Origin of the sequence: Actinoallomurus sp. NPDC050550 (assembly GCF_040655075.1) — a bacterium.
Taxonomy (GTDB): Bacteria; Actinomycetota; Actinomycetes; order Streptosporangiales; family Streptosporangiaceae; genus Actinoallomurus.
The window spans coordinates 16,008-33,368 of the sequence record NZ_JBFAJC010000048.1 but is presented as its reverse complement, the minus strand read 5'-3'; the positions used below and the strand labels follow the sequence as shown (position 1 = coordinate 33,368).

Here is a 17,361-nt window from a genome sequence, read left to right as displayed (position 1 = left end):
GTTGCAGCGGCACAGCGGGGGATGGAATTTATCTACCCTGGTAGGATGCCACCGAACCGCTCAAGGGCGGGGACAAAAGTATCAACCGGACACGACTATGCACTCCACTCGGGCTCTGGTTACGCTTCGCACGGGAAGATCATGTGCTGCCGTCAATCGAGCACGGAGTGTCAACAATGGCCAGTGTGGAGCGAGGCGAGTCCACTCAGACGTCCACACGCGAGCACCCTGACGAAGAACGCCCGTTCGAGCTGCCCGGCGAAGACGGCTCGACCGGACGTCCTGACCAGGGGCGCCCGCCCAGGCGGCGTAAGGAGCAGGCGATCGGCGCCCGGATCAGCGATCCGCAGATCCAACGCTGGATGATCCGGATCGGCGCGGCCGCCGTCCTCGGCCTGCTGTTCGCGATCGTCTTCGAGATCCGGATCGGTCTCGCCGTAGCGGTACTCACCGTGATCGTCGATGTCGTCCGACGATCACGGCAACATTCCAGCGTGGAGGCCTGGCGCAAACCGTCGGTCGCCGAGCGCAGGACCGAGCGGCAGCTGCGGGGCATGGAGAAGGCCGGTTATCGCACCCTCCACGCCCGCGCCGTTCCCCGTGACGAGGACGGCGTCAGCGACGGGCAGATCGACCACCTCGTGATCGGGCCGACCGGCGTGTACGCCGTCGACTCGGAGAAGTGGGACAAGCGGCTCCCCGTGCGCGCGCTGTCGCACCGCAAGCTGTTCCTCGGGCCGTTCAACAAGAAGGAGCGGCTGGACGAGGCCCGCTGGGAGTCCGACCAGGCCAGCAAGCTGATCAGCGGGGAGCTCGGGTACGAGGTGCCCGTGCAGCCGTCGCTGGCCATCTACGGCCCGGCGATCTCCTGGAAGGTGCTGATGGTGCGCAACGTCGACGTCTATTCGGGCGGGCGGGCGCGTAACTACCTGCGGCGCCGGCCCAAGATCCTCACTGCGGTGGACGTCGAGCGCATCTTCAACGCCGCCGAGCGGGTGCTGCCCCCGAAGTATCCCGGCTCCTGACCGGCCGGACCTCCCCTCGCGTGCCCGGATCCCGGGGTCGACGTCTCGTAACCTGAGACCGGCGTCTCATGCGCGCCGTCGACCCCATACGATCGAAGTCTGAGCGCGAATCGATGGGAGAGGCAGATGCCCCCGCTGAGGTCACGAACGGTCACGCACGGCAGGAACATGGCGGGAGCCAGGGCCCTTCTTCGGGCCACCGGCGTAGCGCGTGAGGACTTCGGCAAGCCCATCATCGCGGTCGCCAACAGCTTCACCGAGTTCGTCCCCGGCCACGTCCATCTGCGCGAGGTCGGCCAGGTCGTCGCCGCCGCGGTCAAGGAGGCGGGCGGCATCCCGCGCGAGTTCAACACGATCGCGGTCGACGACGGCATCGCCATGGGGCACGGCGGCATGCTCTACTCCCTGCCGTCGCGGGAGCTGATCGCCGACTCGGTCGAGTACATGGTCAACGCGCACTGCGCCGACGCCCTGATCTGCGTCTCGAACTGCGACAAGATCACTCCGGGCATGCTCATCGCGGCCATGCGGCTCAACATCCCGACCGTGTTCGTCTCCGGTGGCCCGATGGAGGCCGGCAAGCCGGTGGACGGCACGACCAAGCTCGACCTGATCGACCCGATGATCGCCGCCGCTGACGAGTCCGTCTCCGACGAGACCCTCGCCCAGATGGAGGAGAACGCCTGCCCGACCTGCGGGTCCTGCTCGGGCATGTTCACCGCCAACTCGATGAACTGCCTCACCGAGGCGATCGGCCTGTCCCTCCCCGGCAACGGCACGGTCCTCGCCACCCACGCCGACCGCAAGACGCTGTTCGAGGAGGCCGGCCGCCGCGTCGTCGAGATCGCGAACCGCTACTACCGCGACGACGACGAGTCGGTGCTGCCGCTGAACATCGCGACCCGCGACGCGTTCGAGAACGCCATGGCGCTCGACGTGGCGATGGGCGGGTCGACCAACACGATCCTGCACCTGCTCGCCGCGGCCCGCGAGGCCGGCGTCGACTTCGGCCTGAAGGAGATCGACGAGCTGTCGCGCCGCGTGCCCTGCGTCTGCAAGGTCGCCCCGGCCACCGCCAAGTACCACATCGAGGACGTCCACCGGGCCGGCGGCATCCCCGCCATCCTCGGCGAACTCGACCGGGGCGGGCTGCTCAACCGCACGGTCCACACGATCCACGGCGCGTCGCTGGGCGAGTTCCTCGAGGCGTACGACGTCCGCTCCCCCGACGTCCGTCCGGAGGCGGTGGAGCTGTTCCACGGCGCGCCGGGCGGGGTCCGCACCACCAGGCCGTACAGCCAGGACAACCGCTGGGAGGAGCTCGACCTCGACCGCGAGCAGGGCTGCATCCGCGACGTCGAGCACGCCTACACCAAGGACGGCGGGCTCGCCGTGCTGTACGGCAACCTGGCCGTCGACGGCGCCGTCGTCAAGACCGCCGGCGTCGAGGAGGAGCTGTGGACCTTCGAAGGCCCCGCGGTCGTCTTCGAGAGCCAGGATGACGCGGTCGAGGGCATCCTCGGCAAGAAGGTCAAGCCCGGCGACGTCGTCGTCATCCGCTACGAGGGCCCCAAGGGCGGCCCCGGCATGCAGGAGATGCTCTACCCCACGTCGTTCCTCAAGGGCCGTGGGCTCGGCAAGGCCTGCGCGCTGATCACCGACGGGCGCTTCTCCGGCGGCACCAGCGGGCTGTCCATCGGCCACGCCTCCCCGGAGGCGGCCGGGGGCGGTGACATCGCCCTCGTCGAGAACGGCGACCGTATCGTCATCGACATCCCGCGCCGCGAGCTGCGCCTCGACGTGCCCGCCGACGAGCTCAAGACCCGCCGCGAGCGCCTCCTGAAGGAGCTGGGCTCCTACCGGCCCCGCGACCGCCACCGCCCGGTGAGCGCCGCCCTCCAGGCCTACGCCGCGATGGCCACCTCGGCCTCCACCGGCGCGGCCCGCGACATCTCCCAGCTCGGCGGCTGACCCCGCTCGGGTCCGGCGGGCGCGTCGCCGCCCGCCGGACCGTTCTCCGCTTCTCGGATTCGGCAGTGGCCGTCGACCCGCGGTCACACTCGCGTTTCAGCCGATCCGACGGGTGTCACTCGCCCACCGGGATCAGGGTTCGCTCTACGGCTGGGCGCGGGTGCCGGCGACGAACTGCATCAGGCCGTACCCACGCTGGCGCAGGTCCGTGAAGCCGCGGGCCCGCAGGGCTTGGCAGAGGTCGTCGGCGCCGAACATCCGGATGCCCGTCAGCCGGCCGAGCACAGCGCTGCCCGGGCCGACGAGGGGGATCTCCGGCCGCCGGGTCGTGAGGAACACGACCCGGCCGCCCGGTTTGAGCACGCGGGCGATGCCGTCGATCGCGGACCAGGGGTCCGCGAAGAGGTACAGCCCACCGAAGCAGCACACCGCGTCGAACGCGCCGTCGCGGAACGGCAGGTCCGTCGCGTCGCCGCGGACATAGGCGACGTCGGCTGCGCCGTTCTCGCCCCGGCCGGTCGGCCGATCCGTCTCGGCCATCGCCCGGTCGAGCATGGTCGAGGAGGCGTCGATGCCGACGACGAGCCCGTGTCCCGTCATCCCGGCGGCCAGTGCGCGAGTGACGTTGCCCGGGCCGCAGGCCACGTCGAGCACGGTGCCGTCCGGGACGGCGGCGAGGTCGAGCCAGTCGCGGGCGAGGGCGTACTCCTCGTCCAGGCTCGGCCCGAGCGGTCCCTTCGACAGCCCGAACAGCACCGGCCGCCACAGATCCTCGTAGATCTTCGGCAGGAATCCGGAGCGCATGAGCCGTTGCGCGAGCGTGTCGTGCGGCCGCGGCTCCTCGCCGAGGAGGTCGAGGTAGCCGCGTGACACATCCGGCTCGGCGGGCTGCGGGTCGAGCAGGGGCAGGACGCGTTCGAGAGCGGTCAAGTGACCTCCTTCCTTCGAGCGCGCTGTGTTTTTCGTCCGCTCGCTCATGTGCGCTGCGGTTCCTCGTCCGGCGTCAGGCCGGTGTGGGCGGCCATGAACGACAGGGTGTCGACGGTGAGTTCGATCGAGCGGCTGACCGCGCGGGCGCCGTGCCCGACCTCGGCCTCGTTGCGCAGGAGGATGGGGCCGCCGTCGTCGGTGGTCGCGTGCTGCAGCGCCGCGCACATCTTGCGGGCGTGCAACGGGTCGACGCGCGTGTCGCTCTCGAAGATCGTGAAGAGGGTCGCCGGGTAGGCGACGCCCTCACGCACGTGGTGGTACGGGGAGTAGGCGTAGAGCCAGCCGAACTGCTCCGGGTCCTCGGCCGAGCCGTACTCGACGTTCCACGTCTGCCCGAGGCCGAACTTCTCGTACCGCACCATGTCCAGCAGCGGCGCCGAGCAGACCGCCGCGGCGTACAGCTCGGGCCGCTGGGTGATCGCCGCGCCGACGAGCAGGCCGCCGTTGGATCCGCCGGAGATCGCGAGCCGGTCCGCGGTGGTCCATCCGTCGGCGATGAGCTTCTCGGCCGCGGCGTGGAAGTCGTCGAAGACGTTCTGCTTCTTGTCCAGCATGCCGGCTCGGTGCCATTCCTCGCCCTCCTCGGAGCCGCCGCGCAGGTTGGCGACGACGTAGACGCCGCCGGCCTCCACCCAGGCGAGGCTCCCGGCCGAGTACGCGGGCGTGAGCGGGACGTTGAAACCGCCGTAGCCGTAGAGGATCGTCGGCCGGGGCGTGCCGTCGCCGGGCACCGCGTCGGCCCGGGCGATGACGAGCATGCGTACCTCGGTGCCGTCATTGGAGGCGTAGGTCAGCTGGCGCGCCTCGACGTCGGGCACGTCGACGGTGCCGGGCGCGGACGCCCACAGCGTCGTCTCGCCGGTCCTGGCGTCGTAGTGGTGGACGGACGTCGGGGTCGTGTGGTCGACGTAGGAGAACCACGCCTCGTGGCCGCCATCGGGACGATCGGTGATCCCGCCGATCGTGCCGAGGCCCGGAACGGGGACCTCGCCGATCCGCTCGCCGGTCACCAGGTCGTGGATGGTGATCTCACTGATCGCGTGGCGGGTCCACCCGGCGAGGAGGATGGGCCGGTCGAGGTCGTCGAGGATCGCGAAGTCCGACAGGACCGCCTCGGAGTCCTCGGGGATCAGATCGCGCCAGGTGCCGGGCGACAGGTCGGACGGGTCGGCCACGCACAGCCGGGCGCGGGGGGCGTCCCGGTCGGTGAAGACGTACGCGCGCCCGTCGCGCCCGACGTGCACGCCGGTCTCGGCGTCGACGCCCTCCTGGACGACCCGCAGCTCCGGGGTCTCCAGCGGAGACGTGCTCAGGTCGGCGATCCACAGGTCGTTGCGCGGCGCGGTGCCCTGCGAGGAGGAGAGAGTGAGCCAGCGGCCGTCGCGGCTGACGCCGACTCCGTAGTAGTTGGTCTTCTCCCGGCCGTCACCGAAGATCATCACGTCGTCGGTCTCCGGGTCGGTCCCCACCCGGTGCAGGTAGACGCGGCGGTGGTACTGCTCCTCACCGGCGGGAACCTGGCCTGCGGCGAGCCGGCGGACGTAGTAGTACGCGTCGCCGCCCGGCAGCCAGGCGATCGGCGTGTAGCGGCACCGGTCGATCGGCCCCTCGATCGTCTCGCCGGTGGCGACGTCCATCACGTACAGCTTGGACTCCTCGTCGCCGCCGTGGGACAGCTGGTACGCCAGCAGGCGCCCCTCCTTGTCCGGCTGCCAGGAGTCGAGCGTCGTCGTGTGGGTCGGGTCGAGCGCCATCGGGTCGATCAGTGCCCGCTCGCTCGTCTCGCCGGGGTCGATGGCGTAGAGGACGGCGTGCTCCTGCTCGGCGGTGCGCCGCATGAAGAAACGGCGTTCGCCCCGCCAGACGGGAGCGCCGACGCTCCCGGCGCCGAGCAGCTCGCGCACCCGCGCCCGCAGCCGGTCTCGGCCGGGCAGGTCGTCGACCTCACGGTGGAACAGCTCGTCCTGGGCCGCCAGCCATTTCTTGGTGTCGTCGGCGTTCGGATCCTCCAGCCATCGGTAAGGATCGGCGACGCTTTGACCGTGGATCTCCTCGACGATGTCCTGACGATGCGCGGACGGGTACTGCGGTCGGCTCATGACCGCACTTTAACGAGGTCGGCGTACCGGCCCGCGCCGGGCGTGGCGGTTTCCCCCCGGTCGTCGCACCGAGAAAGATGTGGGGCGCGTCTTTCCACGTCACTCGGGGGGAACAATGGAAGACACGATCGACCCGCACAGAACGGCCGCACGTACGAGTCGGTACGGCCGCCGTACGGCCCTGGTCGCCGCACCGGCGCTGGCCGCGGTCGCTCTGGTGGCCGGCGCGTCGGCCGGCTCGTCCGCGCACGCGCTCGCGCCGAAGCCGCACCCGGCGGCGTCACCGCAGGAGTCGCAGCACGCCGCACAGCCATCACAGCAACACCTGCTTCAGCGGGCCCACGAGGCCCAGCAGGCGCGAGCGGCCCAGCAACACCCTGCCCACGAGGCCCAAGAGGCCCGACAGCACCCGGCCCGCGAAGCCCAACAGGCCCGAACGGCCCAACAACACCCGGCCCGCGAAGCCCAGCAAGCCCGAGCCGTCCAGCAACACCAGGCTCAAGCGGCTCACGAGGCCCAGCAGGCGCGAGCGGCCCAACAGCGCGCTCTCCAGCAGCAGACTCAAGGGACGCGTGAGGCGCAAGGGACCCGTGAGGCGCAAGGGTCGCGAGCGGCCCAGCAGCACGTGGCTCCTGGTTCCCATGAGGGGCACGAGCCGCGAGCGGCCGAGCCACCCCGTGCGGCGGCGCACGAGGGCGCTCAGCACTCTCGCGAGGCACAGGGAGGGCACCAGGGGCAGGAGGCGAGCCCGCGGCTGGTCTATGACCGGCCGGAAGAGGCCCGGAGCGGCTCTGGGGTCATCTGGCGCTGGACCGTGGTGAACGGGGGATCCCGGTCGGCCGATGACGTCGTCGCGACGCAGAAGATCACGTCCGGTCACAAGGTCCTGGGGCAGTCGAAGCCCTGCGCGTCGGAGCACGAGACCATCGTCTGCCGGTACGAGACGATGGGCGCGGGCGACAAGCGTACGGGCTGGCTCAAGACCGCGGGGAACCTCAAGGGCGGCCCGCTTCGCCTCGACGCCAGGATGACGTGGCGCGAGCGGCCAGGTGAGGAGGCCGCGTCGCGCGCCGGAGCCGAGACGGAAGGTCGTCACCCGGGTCACTGACCCGTCCGGCCGCCCTCGCGGGCGCGCTTCCAGCGAATGCCCCGGATATGGGGTAGCGGGATCAGCATCTCAGCAGCCACACTGAGTCCAACTTGGGTATCACCCGTGAGGAGGTCCTCGTGTCGGGTGCGCTGGTGAGAAAGATCGTCATGCCTCATGCCGAGGCACGCTGGAGCGTGGCCCGTGAGGCGGTCGGCGCCTGCGGCACGGAGGCCGTCTGATGAGACAGGTCCTACTGCTCAACGCGACTTACGAACCCCTGACAACCCTTCCGCTTCGGCGTGCGGTCTGCCTGGTCCTCCGGGAGAAGGCCGAGATCGTGCATCATGACACGTCCGGAGCCCAGCTGCGATCGGCCTCGATCGTCGTCGAGATGCCGTCGGTGATCCGGCTTCTGCGCTACGTCCGCATCCCTTACCGACAACGGGTGCCGCTCACCCGGGCGGCCCTCATGCGGCGCGACAACTTCCGGTGTGCGTACTGCGGCCTTCGCGCGGAGACGATCGACCACGTCATCCCGCGCAGCCGCGGAGGAAAGCACATCTGGGAGAACTGCGTCGCCTCCTGTATGCCTTGCAACCACCGCAAGGCCGACAAGCTACTAGAAGAGATCGGGTGGAAGTCGCGCGTCGTCCCGGGCGTTCCACGTGGGGCGCACTGGCGGCTCATCGGCCTGGTCAACGACGGCGACCCGCAGTGGGCGCCGTACGTCACCGAGCCCGCCGCCTGAGCACGTCTCCGAACCCGCCGCCTGATCGCCATTGGGGGCGGCGACGTCGTACGCTATGGCCGTGCCACGTTACGACTTCCGCTGCCGCGCCTGTGGCGCAACGTTCGAAGTGTCCCGCCCGATGGCCGAGGCGTCCGCGCCGGCCGCATGCCCCGACGGCCACGAGGACACGGTGAAGCTGCTGTCCACGGTCGCCGTCACCGGCGGCGGCACCGCGGCCCCGCCCAGCGGCGGCGGGGGCTGCTTCGGAGGCGGCTGCTGCGGCTGAGCGCCGCTGACGCCGGGTCACCATCGCCCCTGGCCGCCCCAGAGCCCGTACCGCTGCCGGTCCCCGAGGCCGGCGGTCTCCAGCACCTCGCAGCCGACCTGCCGGGAAACGTTGCACTCGGAGAGCTTCGGCGGCCGGTTCACGGGCCCCGGACGACGATCGCGGCCGCGAATGCGAACACGCCGCCGACCGCCCTCATTCGCGAGCGGTCGCCAGCGTCACCGGCGGCACCCGGGTCGCCGACAGCGTGCTCCACGCACTCGCCACGCCGGTCACGATGAACGCGCCGGGCACCAGCAGGCCCAGGAGTTCCCACGGCACCGCGACCAGGGGTGTGCCGACGGCCCGGACGGCCGCCGCGCCGATTCCCGCCAGTGCCCCGGCCGCGACCAGGAGACCGAGGAACAGCCCGATCGCGGTGACCGCCGCCGCCTCGATCAACGCCATCCGCACGACCTGCGGCCGGCTCATGCCGGTGAGGCGTACGACCGCGAACTCGGCCTTGCGCTCGGCACCGGCGATGACCACCGCGTTGACGACGGCGACGGCCGCGTACAGGCCGCCGAGGCCGACGAGCACCGCGAAGATCGCCTCGTTGCCCTTCTGCTGCGCGTCGGCCTCGGCATCGGCCCACTTGGCCACGGTGCGGACCGTTCCGATCCGCGCGGCGCGGATCCGCTCGGCGACGGCCGAGGGCGGTGTACCGGGGGCGACCTGGACCACCGTCCGGGTCGGTGCCTTGGCGATGACGTCCTCCGGGATCAGCTCGCGCGGCAGGATGAAGCCGTCCGCGCCGTTCTCGAGGACGGGGGCCATGACGGCGACGATCCGCAGCCGCACCCGCCGCTCGCCGACCCGGGCGACCGCCACGCCCCCGCGCCGCAGGCCCTCCTCACTCATGCCCGGCCCCACCGCGATGGTCCGCCCCCGCAGGGCCGCCAGCGAGCCGGAGCGGGGCGCCCGCCGATACGTCCGCCGGTACGCCGCCGGATCCACCGCGACGATCCCCGAGTAGTAGGTCCGCCGGTACGCGCCGTGCCCGACCGTCACGGCGATCGGAACGGTGGCCTGCGGTGACGCGACGGCGACCCCGGGCACGGCCGCGACCCGGGACGCCTCCGCGCCGGTGGAGTCGACGACCAGATCGCCGGCGACGATACGCTTCTGCTCCTCGCCCGCCATCCTGCCCAGCGACGCCAGGGTGCCCATGAGGCCGACCACGAGCGACACCAGCACGATCAGCGGCGCGGCCGTCGACGCGCTGCGCCGTACGCTGTCGCGCAGGTTGGCCTGGGCGAGCTCGCCGAAGGTGCTCCGGCGCACCGCGAGGCCGAGGAGGCCGCCCACGAGCGGCACGACCAGGGGGCTGAGCAGGCTCAGGGCCACCGCGCCGACGACCGAGACGGTCATCGCGATCAGCATGGCGCCCAGGACGTCGACGCGGCCGGTCTGCGCGGCGGCGACCAGCCAGATCACGAATGCCAGCGAGGACAGGCCGAACACCCAGCGGGCCACGGTCATGACCCTGGCGGCGCGCCCGGTGTCCCGCAGCGCCTCCAGCGGCCGCACCAGAGCGGCCCGGCGCGCGGCCGTCAGCACGCCGAGCAGCGCCACGGTGAGCCCGACGCAGGCGGACGCCAGCATGATCCCGCCGTTCAGGTGGGGCGAGACCCCGCCGGGCAGGAACCCGAACGCGACCAGCAGCCAGGCCTGCGCCCACGTGCCCGGCACCCCCAGCAGAACGCCGGCCGTCGCACCGGCCGTGCCGAGCAGCGCGGCCTCCGCGACCAGCAGCAGGACGATCTGCGGACGGCTCGCGCCGGCCAGCCGCAGCAGGGCGAGCTCGCGGCGGCGCTGGGCCACGGTGAAGGCGAACGTCGAGCCGACGATGAACAGCGCGAGGAACCCCGCGAGCATGACCGTCATGCCGAGCAGCGTCGCGGCCCCCGCGTAGGCGTCCTGGATCCGCTCCCGGGCCTGGCCGGACAACCCCGCGGGGATCCGGGCCTCGGACACCGCCGCCATCACCGACAGCGAGGACTGCATCAACGCGACGCCCAGGGCGACGGCCAGGATGGCGCCGGTGAACAGGCGCCGGTGCTCCCGGAAGTTACTGAAAGCGATCCCCGGCATGCTCAGCCCTCCAGCCGCGCGAGGCGGTCGGCGACCTCCCGGGCCGACGGGCGCAACGCCTGGTCGACGATCCTGCCGTCCGACAGGAACACCACCGCGTCGGCCCGCGCCGCCGCGGCGGGATCGTGGGTGACCATGACGATCGTCTGTCCGGCCGAGTCGACCATGGTCCGCAGCAGCTCGAGGACCGTACGGGCCGACGCCGAGTCCAGCGCGCCCGTCGGCTCGTCGGCGAACAGCACCGCCGGCCGCGTCACCATCGCCCGCGCGATCGCCACCCGCTGCTGCTGCCCGCCCGAGAGCTCCCGGGGCCGGTGCCGCAGCCGATCGCCCAGGCCGACGGCCTCCAGCACCTCGCGGACGGCCTGGCGCGAGATCGTGCGCCGGGCGAGCCTCAGCGGCAGCGCGACGTTCTGCTCCGCGGTGAGCGAGCCGACCAGGTTGAAGGTCTGGAAGACGAACCCGACGGTGTGCCGCCGCAGGGCGGTGAGAGCGCTGTCCGGCGCGGAGGTGATGTCCTGCCCCCTCAGCAGGATCCGCCCGCCGCTCGCCTTCTCCAGCCCTGCCGCGCAGTGCAGCAGGGTCGACTTCCCCGACCCCGACGGCCCCATCACGGCCGTCCACGAGCCTGCGGGAAACCCGATGCTCACTCCGTCGAGCGCCCGGACCGTCGCGTCCCCGCGCCCGTACTCCCTGCTGACCTCACACAACTCCACCGCCGGCGCGGCGGGCCCTGCATGCCACGCCCGCCCGATCGCCTGTCCCTCCGTCATAAGGCGATCTCATCGTTCGGGGGAGCCGGGAACATCAGCCCAGGACACCAACCCGAGGTATGCCTGGCCCTACCTCCGTGACCGCCGGCGGCGCCGTCCGCCGGGTCAACGCGTGACTCAGTGGCCTTGCCGCCGGCGTTGACCCCGCGAATCGGAACGACCCGGTCACCTCGCCGTCCGCAACGGCGGCAAGGTGCCTCAGCGGTGTGCCCTGACGCTCACCGGACATGCGGGCGCGGCCGGGCGGCTCACCAGGAGACGGCCCGTCAGGAGGATCCAGCCACCGACGGCGACGATCGGCACGGACATGATCACCGTGCCGGCCGTGGCGCCCAGCCCGTCCGCGGACAGTAGCTGCCCGGTCAGCAGGGACAGGACCATGTTGTTCCCCGCGTGCGCCAGGCTCGGTGCCCAGACGCCGCCGCTACGGGACCAGAGCCAGGCGAGCAGGACCTCCTGGAAGATGAAGGACACCGTCCAGACCGCAAGGCCGACGGCGAGGTGGCCGAAGCGGATGTAGCCGAGGAACGCCAGCGGGTAATGCCAGACCGCCCAGATCAGACCCGTCGTCAGCACGGACACGACGGGCCGGTCGGGGAACAGCCGCGGCCGCAGGTAGCTCGTCCAGCCGAACTCCTCGCCCCAGTACACCGGCGTGAGCACGGCCGCGATCACCATCAGCACGAGCGGGGCCGCCCAGCCCGGGAGGCCGGAGACGACGCGGCTCAGCGGGGACAGGTCGGGGTGCCAGAGTCCGACGACCGCCGCCGCGCCGACACCGACGGCGACGAACACCGGCGGTGCGAGCCAAGCCACGAGATAGGAGGGCCAGGCCTTCCTCCACCGCGGAGCCAGACCCGCGTCGGCGAACCCCTCCCGCGTGATCCAGCATCGTACGATCACCGCGGCGATCGCGGGGGCGAAGCCCATCGGGAGCTGCACGAGCGGATTCACGAGGGACAGTCCCAGCGCGAGCCGGGCGGTGAACAGATACGCCCAAGTGACGCCGAACGCGATCAGCAGGAACGCCGCCACTCCCCTCCTGTATGCCGTGACCACGTAACGAACCTTCCGTCGATCGATCATTTCCGTGGCCACGGAACCACCCGGCCCGTGCCCCGGGCATCACGGCGGGCCACCGGATCCGGGTAGGGCCAGTCCCCATCTCCGCCCGAGCGGTGCCGAGGCGCGGTTACCGTACGTGCGTGTCCTCTGCGCCCCGCACTGCGTTCGAGGCGATGCTCCGGCGTCGTTTCCTGGTCGGCGGCTGGCCGTGGCGGTGCCTCGCGTACCTGCTGACGGCGGCCCTGCCGTTGACCGTGGCGGCCGTGCCGATGGGCGTGCTCGCCCTGCCGTGGGCGGTCGCGGCGCGGCGGGCGACGGACGCCCATCCGGCGCCGGTCGCGGTCGCGCTGTTCGCTCTTCTCGGCGTGGTGCTGGTCGCCGGCGCCGGCCCGCTGGTCGCCGTTCCGCTGGCCGAGCTGGAACGCCGGCGGCTGCGCCTCGTGGACGTACGGCCCGTGGCGTCCGGGCACCGTACGGTCCGCGGCCCGTGGTCGTGGCTGCGGACCCGGTACGCCGAGGCGGCGACCTGGCGCGAGGTCGGATACCTCTGCCTGTTCATCGTGGTCGCCCCGGTGTTGTCCCTGGCCCTGCTGCTGTTCGCGCTGCTGATCGGCGCGTTCCTCATCAGTCCGCTGCTGGCCCGCGACAGCACCGTGGCGCTCGGGTTCACCAGCGTCGACGACCCGTGGCAGGCCCTTCCGTACGCGCTCGCCGGTCTGATGCTGCTCCCCGCCGTCCCGTACGTGCTCGCGGTGGTCGCCGGTGCGCACGCGGTCGTGGCGCGTTCGCTGCTGCGGCATGGGCCCGACGAGCGGCTGCGCGCCGAGCTCGTCGAGGTGTCACGGTCGCGCGCCCGGCTGGTAGACGCGTTCGAGGCGGAGCGGCGGCGCATCGAACGCGATCTGCACGACGGCGCGCAGCAGCGTCTCCTGAGCCTCACCCTGCAGCTCGGCCTGGCCCGGCTGGACGTCCCGCCCGACTCCCCCGCCGCGCGGAGCGTGGGCGAGGCCCACGAAGAGGCCAAACGGCTGATGACGGAGCTGCGGGAGCTGATCCGCGGCATCCACCCGCGGGTGCTCACGGACCGGGGGCTGACCGCCGCGCTGCGCGAGATCGCGGACCGGTCCCCCATCCCGGTGACGGTCGACGCCGAACTGCCCGACCGCCTGCCTGCCCATGTCGAGGGCACCGCCTACTTCGTCGTCTCGGAGGCGCTCACCAACGTCGCCAAGCACAGCGGCGCTTCGGAGGCGGTCGTCACCGTACGGCGGGAGGCCGACCTGCTCACCGTGGAGATCCGCGACGACGGGGACGGCGGAGCCGACCCGCGCGCGGGGAGCGGGCTCACGGGCCTGGCGGACCGGGTGGCCGTGATCGACGGCAGAATGCTCCTGTCGAGCCCGGTGGGCGGGCCGACCGTCGTCCATGTGGAGCTTCCGTGCGACCTGCGGTAACGATCCGGGTGGTCCTCGCCGAGGACGGGGTGCTGTTGCGGGAGGGGCTGGCCGGGCTGCTCGATCGGTTCGGCTTCGAGGTCGTGGCCACGGCCGGTGACGCGGACGCTCTCGTGGCCGCCGTGGCCGAGCACCGCCCGGATCTGGTGGTGACCGACATCCGGATGCCTCCCGGGTTCAGCGACGAGGGCCTGCGCGCCGCCGTCGCGCTGCGCCGTGCCCACCCGGGCCTGCCCGTGGTGGCGCTGAGCCAGTACGTCGAGCTCAGCTACGCGGCCGACCTGCTCGACTCGGGAGACGGCCGAGGGGTGGGGTATCTCCTCAAGGACCGGGTGGTCGACGTCGAGGAGTTCGTCGGCGCGCTGCGACGGGTGGCGGACGGCGGGACCGTGGTCGATCCGCAGGTCGTGCGCCAGTTGCTGCGCCGGCAGCGCGATCCGCTGGCGAGGCTGTCGGCGCGCGAACGGGAGGTGCTCGGTCTCATCGCCGAGGGCCACTCGAACACCGCCATCGCCCGGATCCTCGTCGTCTCCGAGGCGACCGTCGGCAAGCACGTCGGCAGCATCCTCACCAAGCTCGACCTGCCCCCGGCGGAGGACACGCACCGCAGAGTCCTGGCGGTGCTCGCCTACCTCCGGGGCGGCACCGCGTCCGGATGAACGCGCCCGAGGCCGTCACGCTCACGGCGGACGCGGCCTGCCGCATCCGCCGTGAGCTGAGCGGTCCGCTCACGGTCGACTCCGATTCGACGGTGTGACGTGAGCGGCGACGGAACCGGCACCGCCGCCGCTCACGGCCCCCTATCCCAGTCGTTTCTCGTAGTAGACGGTGACGGTGTCTCCCGTCGCCTCGCGCGCGATCTCCCGCCAGCCGTACGAGCGGTACAGAGCGATCGCGACCCGTTGCTTGACGGTGGTGTCGGCCCGGAGCCGGCGGCAGCCGAGCTCGGCGGCGCGCTGCTCCAGGACGGTGACGAGCGCCGCGCCGTACCCGCGGCCCTGCAGGTCGGGACGGACGCGGAGGCGGACCATCTCGGCGGTCAGGTCGTCGACGCGCCGGAGCCCGCCGAGTGCCGCGACCTGTCCGCCCACCTCCCCGACGAGGAACTCGCCGCGGTTGCGGAGGTAGACCTCCTCGATGTTGGTGAAGTCGTCGTCGTAGTACACGCCGTCGCCGGGGCGCAGTCCCACCTGGAACAGGCATTCCCGGTGGACGGCGAACACCGCCCGATGGTCGCGGGAGGTGTAGCGCCGGATGCGGAGGCCCGCGAACTCCCACGTGGGGGGCTCGGAGCAGAGCCGCCTGGGTAGCGCCGAGGCGATGACCAGTGGACGGCCCACCGGTCAGGCCTGCTTCCTGGTGATGCCCGCCGTTGCCGGTGCGGCGAGCGCGTCACGGAACTCGCGGGCCGCCCGGATGTCGCCGTACTGCGCGACCACGGCGCTGGCGAGCTGGCGGGCGCGGTGGATCACGATGTCGGTACGGTGCGCCGCCGACACCGCGAGGATGGTCTCCTTGGCGGTGCGCAACGCCTCTTCCGGTTCTCCCTCCTGGAGCCGGCACGACGCTCGGTCGAGCCAGATCAGGGTGCGGTCGAGCTCTTCGGTGGCGGGATAGAGGGTCAGTGCCTTCCGGAGGGTCTCCTCGGCGTTCCCGTGGTCGCCGAGGTTGGTGTAGGTGTCGCCCATGTGGAAGGCGAGCTGGCGTTCGGTGTAGCCGAAGGCGGTGTCCTTGACCTGGTCCTTTCCGAGCTGTGAGAAGACCGCCTGGCCGCGGGCGAGCGCGCGCTTGGCGCTGGGGACCGCTTCGCCCCGCCCTCGTTTGACGAGCATGCCGAGGGCACGCGCCTCGACGATGGGCGCCATCGCGCCGGCCACGCTGGGCGCGCGACCGGCCAGGTCCTGCGCCCGGCGCGCCAGATGCAGGGCCTCGCGCGGGTCGCCGTAGTACATCGGCACCAGCGACTCGCGCACGCTGACCCAGGCGCGCAGCGCGCGGTCGCCGGTCTCGTCGGCGGCCGTGCGGGCGGTCCGGAAGAAGGAGCGGGAGAGACGGTGGTCACCGAGGTCGATCATGATGACGCCGGCCATGCCGGAGAGTTGCGCCGCGATGCGGCACAGCCGTTCCTGGAGCTCGATCGGCTGCCGTTGCTCGCACATGCGGCGGACCTCGCTGAAGTCCAGCAGGACGTCGCAGAGCAGCCGCAGCGGCGGCGTCGACATGTACTGCTGTCCGTATCCCTGTACGGTCTCCTCCCACTGATCGAGCATGGTCGGCGACACGGTCGCGTTGACGAGGGTGTCGTCCATCCGGCGGCGGATGCCGTCCACCGCCCCCAGGATCTGGCCGTCGAGCACCACGCCTGCTCCGGCCAGGAGTTGCAGAAGAGTCCGACGAAGCACTATGTCCTCCTCGTCTCCGTCCTTGCCGCCCGGGTCTTCGGCGCGGTAATGGACCCGGGAGATGCGCGGACCAGAGGTACGTTCGAAATTGGCCGCCCACTCGCTGCTGTCCGTGAGGACGGCGCGCGGCCTGATCACGCTGTCGGGCTCGCGGGCCGTCGTGCCCTGATCACCGGCCCGTGGGCGTTCGTGCCGGTGGCCGCAGACGCACGGCCCCTGAAAGCCGAGGTCCGGGGGTTCGACGCGGTAGACGCTGCACAGGTAGTGCAGATATTCGGGACCCGGGCGCTTATAGCCGCTCTCGTACGCCGACAGCAGCGTCTCACCGAGCTTGGGACGGGTTTTTCCCTCCAGCTCGTAAAGCGCTCTGACCTGCGCGACGACATCGGACAGCGCGATGCCGTGCGCGAGTCGCTGGGCTTTGATCTGGCTCGTTCCGAAGATCGGCCCGCATTGATCGTGAATTTCCCTCGCAATGTCGGGCGGCGCATGACCTTGCGCCAGCCCGCGAGCACGGATACAACGTGCAGTATCGGCTTCTTTGCGAGGTGGATCCTTTTTGCGGGGATCCGGCGCTTCCATTTGAGGGGGATCTGTCACTTCCCGGCCTCCTTGGGGGGAAAGGTCCGACCGGATAACTCATGGCCACGGAGATGAAATCTCGCGTACGCAGCGTAACTCCGGCATCGCGATACGCCAACCGAATCAGTCAGAAACGCAAGCGATACGGTCCCTCTCCCCATACCGGAGCAGATAAAGATCCAACGTCAGTGGAAAAACCTCTACCCATGTGGACGGAAGATGGTCTCCAGGCCCTCTGCCCCGACCTTGACCGCTTCTCGGCGGCTTGCGATTCTCGCACCGCGTAGCGAGGTGAGTTCACTTGGTGAGGGAGGCACACCATGTTCGACGAACGTCGACTGGGATATCTCGAAGGTCTGGTCCGTGAATTAGGCGAGCGCGGTCTGGTGGCCCGCGTGGTCCGCAGCCGCTCCGGCCCGGCGTTCTGCCGGGTCGTCAACCCGGACGCCGCGAGCCTGTCCGAGAACGTCATGTGCGCGCCGGCGCCCGGCACCCGCGACCAGCGGTCCTGGTACTTCTGGTGGTCGTGGGGCGAGCCGATGCACGACGTCGACGACCCGTGTGGCGCGGCGGTGAAGGTGGCCCGTGTCCTAGAGGCGCACAGCGCCTAGCGAGTCCCCCCGCGGAGCCTGTTGCCAGTGGCGCGGACTGACCGGCTCCGCGGGGCCCGTTCACCAAGATCGCACGAGGGACGTCCCACCGTCGCCTACCATCCATCGGGTAGGTTCGCCGGTCCAACGTGGTCGCCCAGCACGGGCACC

Annotated in this window: 18 protein-coding genes; 9 read left to right on the top strand and 9 right to left on the bottom strand. The window is 71.4% G+C overall.

Going from position 1 to position 17,361, the window contains the following annotated elements; translation table 11 throughout:
* The first annotated feature begins 176 nt into the window (after nt 1–176).
* Together AB0I04_RS42105 and ilvD are read left to right on the top strand one after the other, a co-directional pair.
* Nucleotides 177–1,025, top strand: a complete 849-nt coding sequence (locus AB0I04_RS42105) for a nuclease-related domain-containing protein (protein WP_360898056.1) — start codon at nt 177–179, stop codon at nt 1,023–1,025.
* Nucleotides 1,026–1,151: 126 nt separating this feature from the next.
* Complete coding sequence (gene ilvD, locus AB0I04_RS42100) at nt 1,152–2,996, top strand: dihydroxy-acid dehydratase (RefSeq protein ID WP_360898054.1); 1,845 nt, start codon at nt 1,152–1,154, stop codon at nt 2,994–2,996.
* 144 nt (nt 2,997–3,140) lie between these two features.
* Here the strand turns inward: ilvD and AB0I04_RS42095 are convergent, their stop codons facing one another.
* The 3 genes from AB0I04_RS42095 to AB0I04_RS42085 form a co-directional block, all read right to left on the bottom strand.
* Nucleotides 3,141–3,926, bottom strand: a complete 786-nt coding sequence (locus tag AB0I04_RS42095) for a methyltransferase domain-containing protein (RefSeq protein WP_360898052.1) — start codon at nt 3,924–3,926, stop codon at nt 3,141–3,143.
* 44 nt (nt 3,927–3,970) lie between these two features.
* Entirely contained in the window at nt 3,971–6,085 is a 2,115-nt protein-coding gene (locus AB0I04_RS42090; RefSeq protein WP_360898050.1) for a prolyl oligopeptidase family serine peptidase, read from the bottom strand.
* Between the two features lie 313 nt (nt 6,086–6,398).
* The gene (locus tag AB0I04_RS42085; protein WP_360898048.1) at nt 6,399–6,710 is read right to left on the bottom strand and encodes a hypothetical protein; all 312 of its coding nucleotides are present in this window, start codon (nt 6,708–6,710) and stop codon (nt 6,399–6,401) included.
* Between AB0I04_RS42085 and AB0I04_RS42080 the strand changes: the two genes are divergently transcribed.
* From AB0I04_RS42080 to AB0I04_RS42065, 4 genes are all read left to right on the top strand, one after another.
* Nucleotides 6,711–7,193, top strand: coding sequence for a hypothetical protein (locus AB0I04_RS42080; protein WP_360898046.1), 483 nt, complete (start codon nt 6,711–6,713; stop codon nt 7,191–7,193).
* Nucleotides 7,194–7,285: 92 nt separating this feature from the next.
* A complete protein-coding gene (locus tag AB0I04_RS42075) occupies nt 7,286–7,414 on the top strand; it encodes a hypothetical protein (protein ID WP_360898044.1) in 129 nt (42 codons plus the stop codon).
* The gene (locus tag AB0I04_RS42070; RefSeq protein WP_360898042.1) at nt 7,414–7,923 is read left to right on the top strand and encodes an HNH endonuclease; all 510 of its coding nucleotides are present in this window, start codon (nt 7,414–7,416) and stop codon (nt 7,921–7,923) included. The genes AB0I04_RS42075 and AB0I04_RS42070 overlap by 1 nt, the downstream gene beginning before the upstream one ends.
* Nucleotides 7,924–7,984: 61 nt before the next feature.
* Nucleotides 7,985–8,191, top strand: coding sequence for a zinc ribbon domain-containing protein (locus AB0I04_RS42065; protein WP_360898040.1), 207 nt, complete (start codon nt 7,985–7,987; stop codon nt 8,189–8,191).
* Nucleotides 8,192–8,208: 17 nt separating this feature from the next.
* On the opposite strand, the gene AB0I04_RS42060 is transcribed toward AB0I04_RS42065, so the two are convergent.
* From AB0I04_RS42060 to AB0I04_RS42045, 4 genes are all read right to left on the bottom strand, one after another.
* The gene (locus AB0I04_RS42060) at nt 8,209–8,334 is read right to left on the bottom strand and encodes a hypothetical protein (RefSeq protein ID WP_360898038.1); all 126 of its coding nucleotides are present in this window, start codon (nt 8,332–8,334) and stop codon (nt 8,209–8,211) included.
* Nucleotides 8,335–8,386: 52 nt separating this feature from the next.
* Entirely contained in the window at nt 8,387–10,324 is a 1,938-nt protein-coding gene (locus tag AB0I04_RS42055) for an ABC transporter permease (RefSeq protein ID WP_360898036.1), read from the bottom strand.
* 2 nt (nt 10,325–10,326) lie between these two features.
* Nucleotides 10,327–11,097, bottom strand: coding sequence for an ABC transporter ATP-binding protein (locus tag AB0I04_RS42050; RefSeq protein ID WP_360898034.1), 771 nt, complete (start codon nt 11,095–11,097; stop codon nt 10,327–10,329).
* A gap of 198 nt (nt 11,098–11,295) precedes the next feature.
* A complete protein-coding gene (locus AB0I04_RS42045) occupies nt 11,296–12,156 on the bottom strand; it encodes a CPBP family intramembrane glutamic endopeptidase (RefSeq protein ID WP_360898032.1) in 861 nt (286 codons plus the stop codon).
* 146 nt (nt 12,157–12,302) lie between these two features.
* Between AB0I04_RS42045 and AB0I04_RS42040 the strand changes: the two genes are divergently transcribed.
* Entirely contained in the window at nt 12,303–13,616 is a 1,314-nt protein-coding gene (locus AB0I04_RS42040; RefSeq protein ID WP_360898030.1) for a sensor domain-containing protein, read from the top strand.
* The gene (locus tag AB0I04_RS42035) at nt 13,601–14,275 is read left to right on the top strand and encodes a response regulator transcription factor (protein WP_360898028.1); all 675 of its coding nucleotides are present in this window, start codon (nt 13,601–13,603) and stop codon (nt 14,273–14,275) included. The genes AB0I04_RS42040 and AB0I04_RS42035 overlap by 16 nt, the downstream gene beginning before the upstream one ends.
* A gap of 141 nt (nt 14,276–14,416) precedes the next feature.
* Here the strand turns inward: AB0I04_RS42035 and AB0I04_RS42030 are convergent, their stop codons facing one another.
* Both AB0I04_RS42030 and AB0I04_RS42025 read right to left on the bottom strand, forming a co-directional pair.
* Nucleotides 14,417–14,956, bottom strand: a complete 540-nt coding sequence (locus AB0I04_RS42030) for a GNAT family N-acetyltransferase (RefSeq protein ID WP_360898026.1) — start codon at nt 14,954–14,956, stop codon at nt 14,417–14,419.
* 3 nt (nt 14,957–14,959) lie between these two features.
* The gene (locus AB0I04_RS42025) at nt 14,960–16,618 is read right to left on the bottom strand and encodes a tetratricopeptide repeat protein (protein ID WP_360898024.1); all 1,659 of its coding nucleotides are present in this window, start codon (nt 16,616–16,618) and stop codon (nt 14,960–14,962) included.
* Between the two features lie 302 nt (nt 16,619–16,920).
* On the opposite strand from AB0I04_RS42025, the gene AB0I04_RS42020 reads away from it, so the two are divergent.
* A complete protein-coding gene (locus tag AB0I04_RS42020; protein WP_360898022.1) occupies nt 16,921–17,211 on the top strand; it encodes a hypothetical protein in 291 nt (96 codons plus the stop codon).
* Nucleotides 17,212–17,361 lie beyond the last annotated feature (150 nt).

Bases quoted from the DNA above. Each gene is read 5' to 3' on its own strand.
- AB0I04_RS42105 (WP_360898056.1), top strand. From the start codon at position 177: ATGGCCAGTGTGGAGCGAGGCGAGTCCACTCAGACGTCCACACGCGAG.
- ilvD (WP_360898054.1), top strand. From the start codon at position 1,152: ATGCCCCCGCTGAGGTCACGAACGGTCACGCACGGCAGGAACATGGCG.
- AB0I04_RS42090 (WP_360898050.1), bottom strand. From the start codon at position 6,085: ATGAGCCGACCGCAGTACCCGTCCGCGCATCGTCAGGACATCGTCGAG.
- AB0I04_RS42070 (WP_360898042.1), top strand. From the start codon at position 7,414: ATGAGACAGGTCCTACTGCTCAACGCGACTTACGAACCCCTGACAACC.
- AB0I04_RS42055 (WP_360898036.1), bottom strand. From the start codon at position 10,324: ATGCCGGGGATCGCTTTCAGTAACTTCCGGGAGCACCGGCGCCTGTTC.
- AB0I04_RS42050 (WP_360898034.1), bottom strand. From the start codon at position 11,097: ATGACGGAGGGACAGGCGATCGGGCGGGCGTGGCATGCAGGGCCCGCC.
- AB0I04_RS42020 (WP_360898022.1), top strand. From the start codon at position 16,921: ATGTTCGACGAACGTCGACTGGGATATCTCGAAGGTCTGGTCCGTGAA.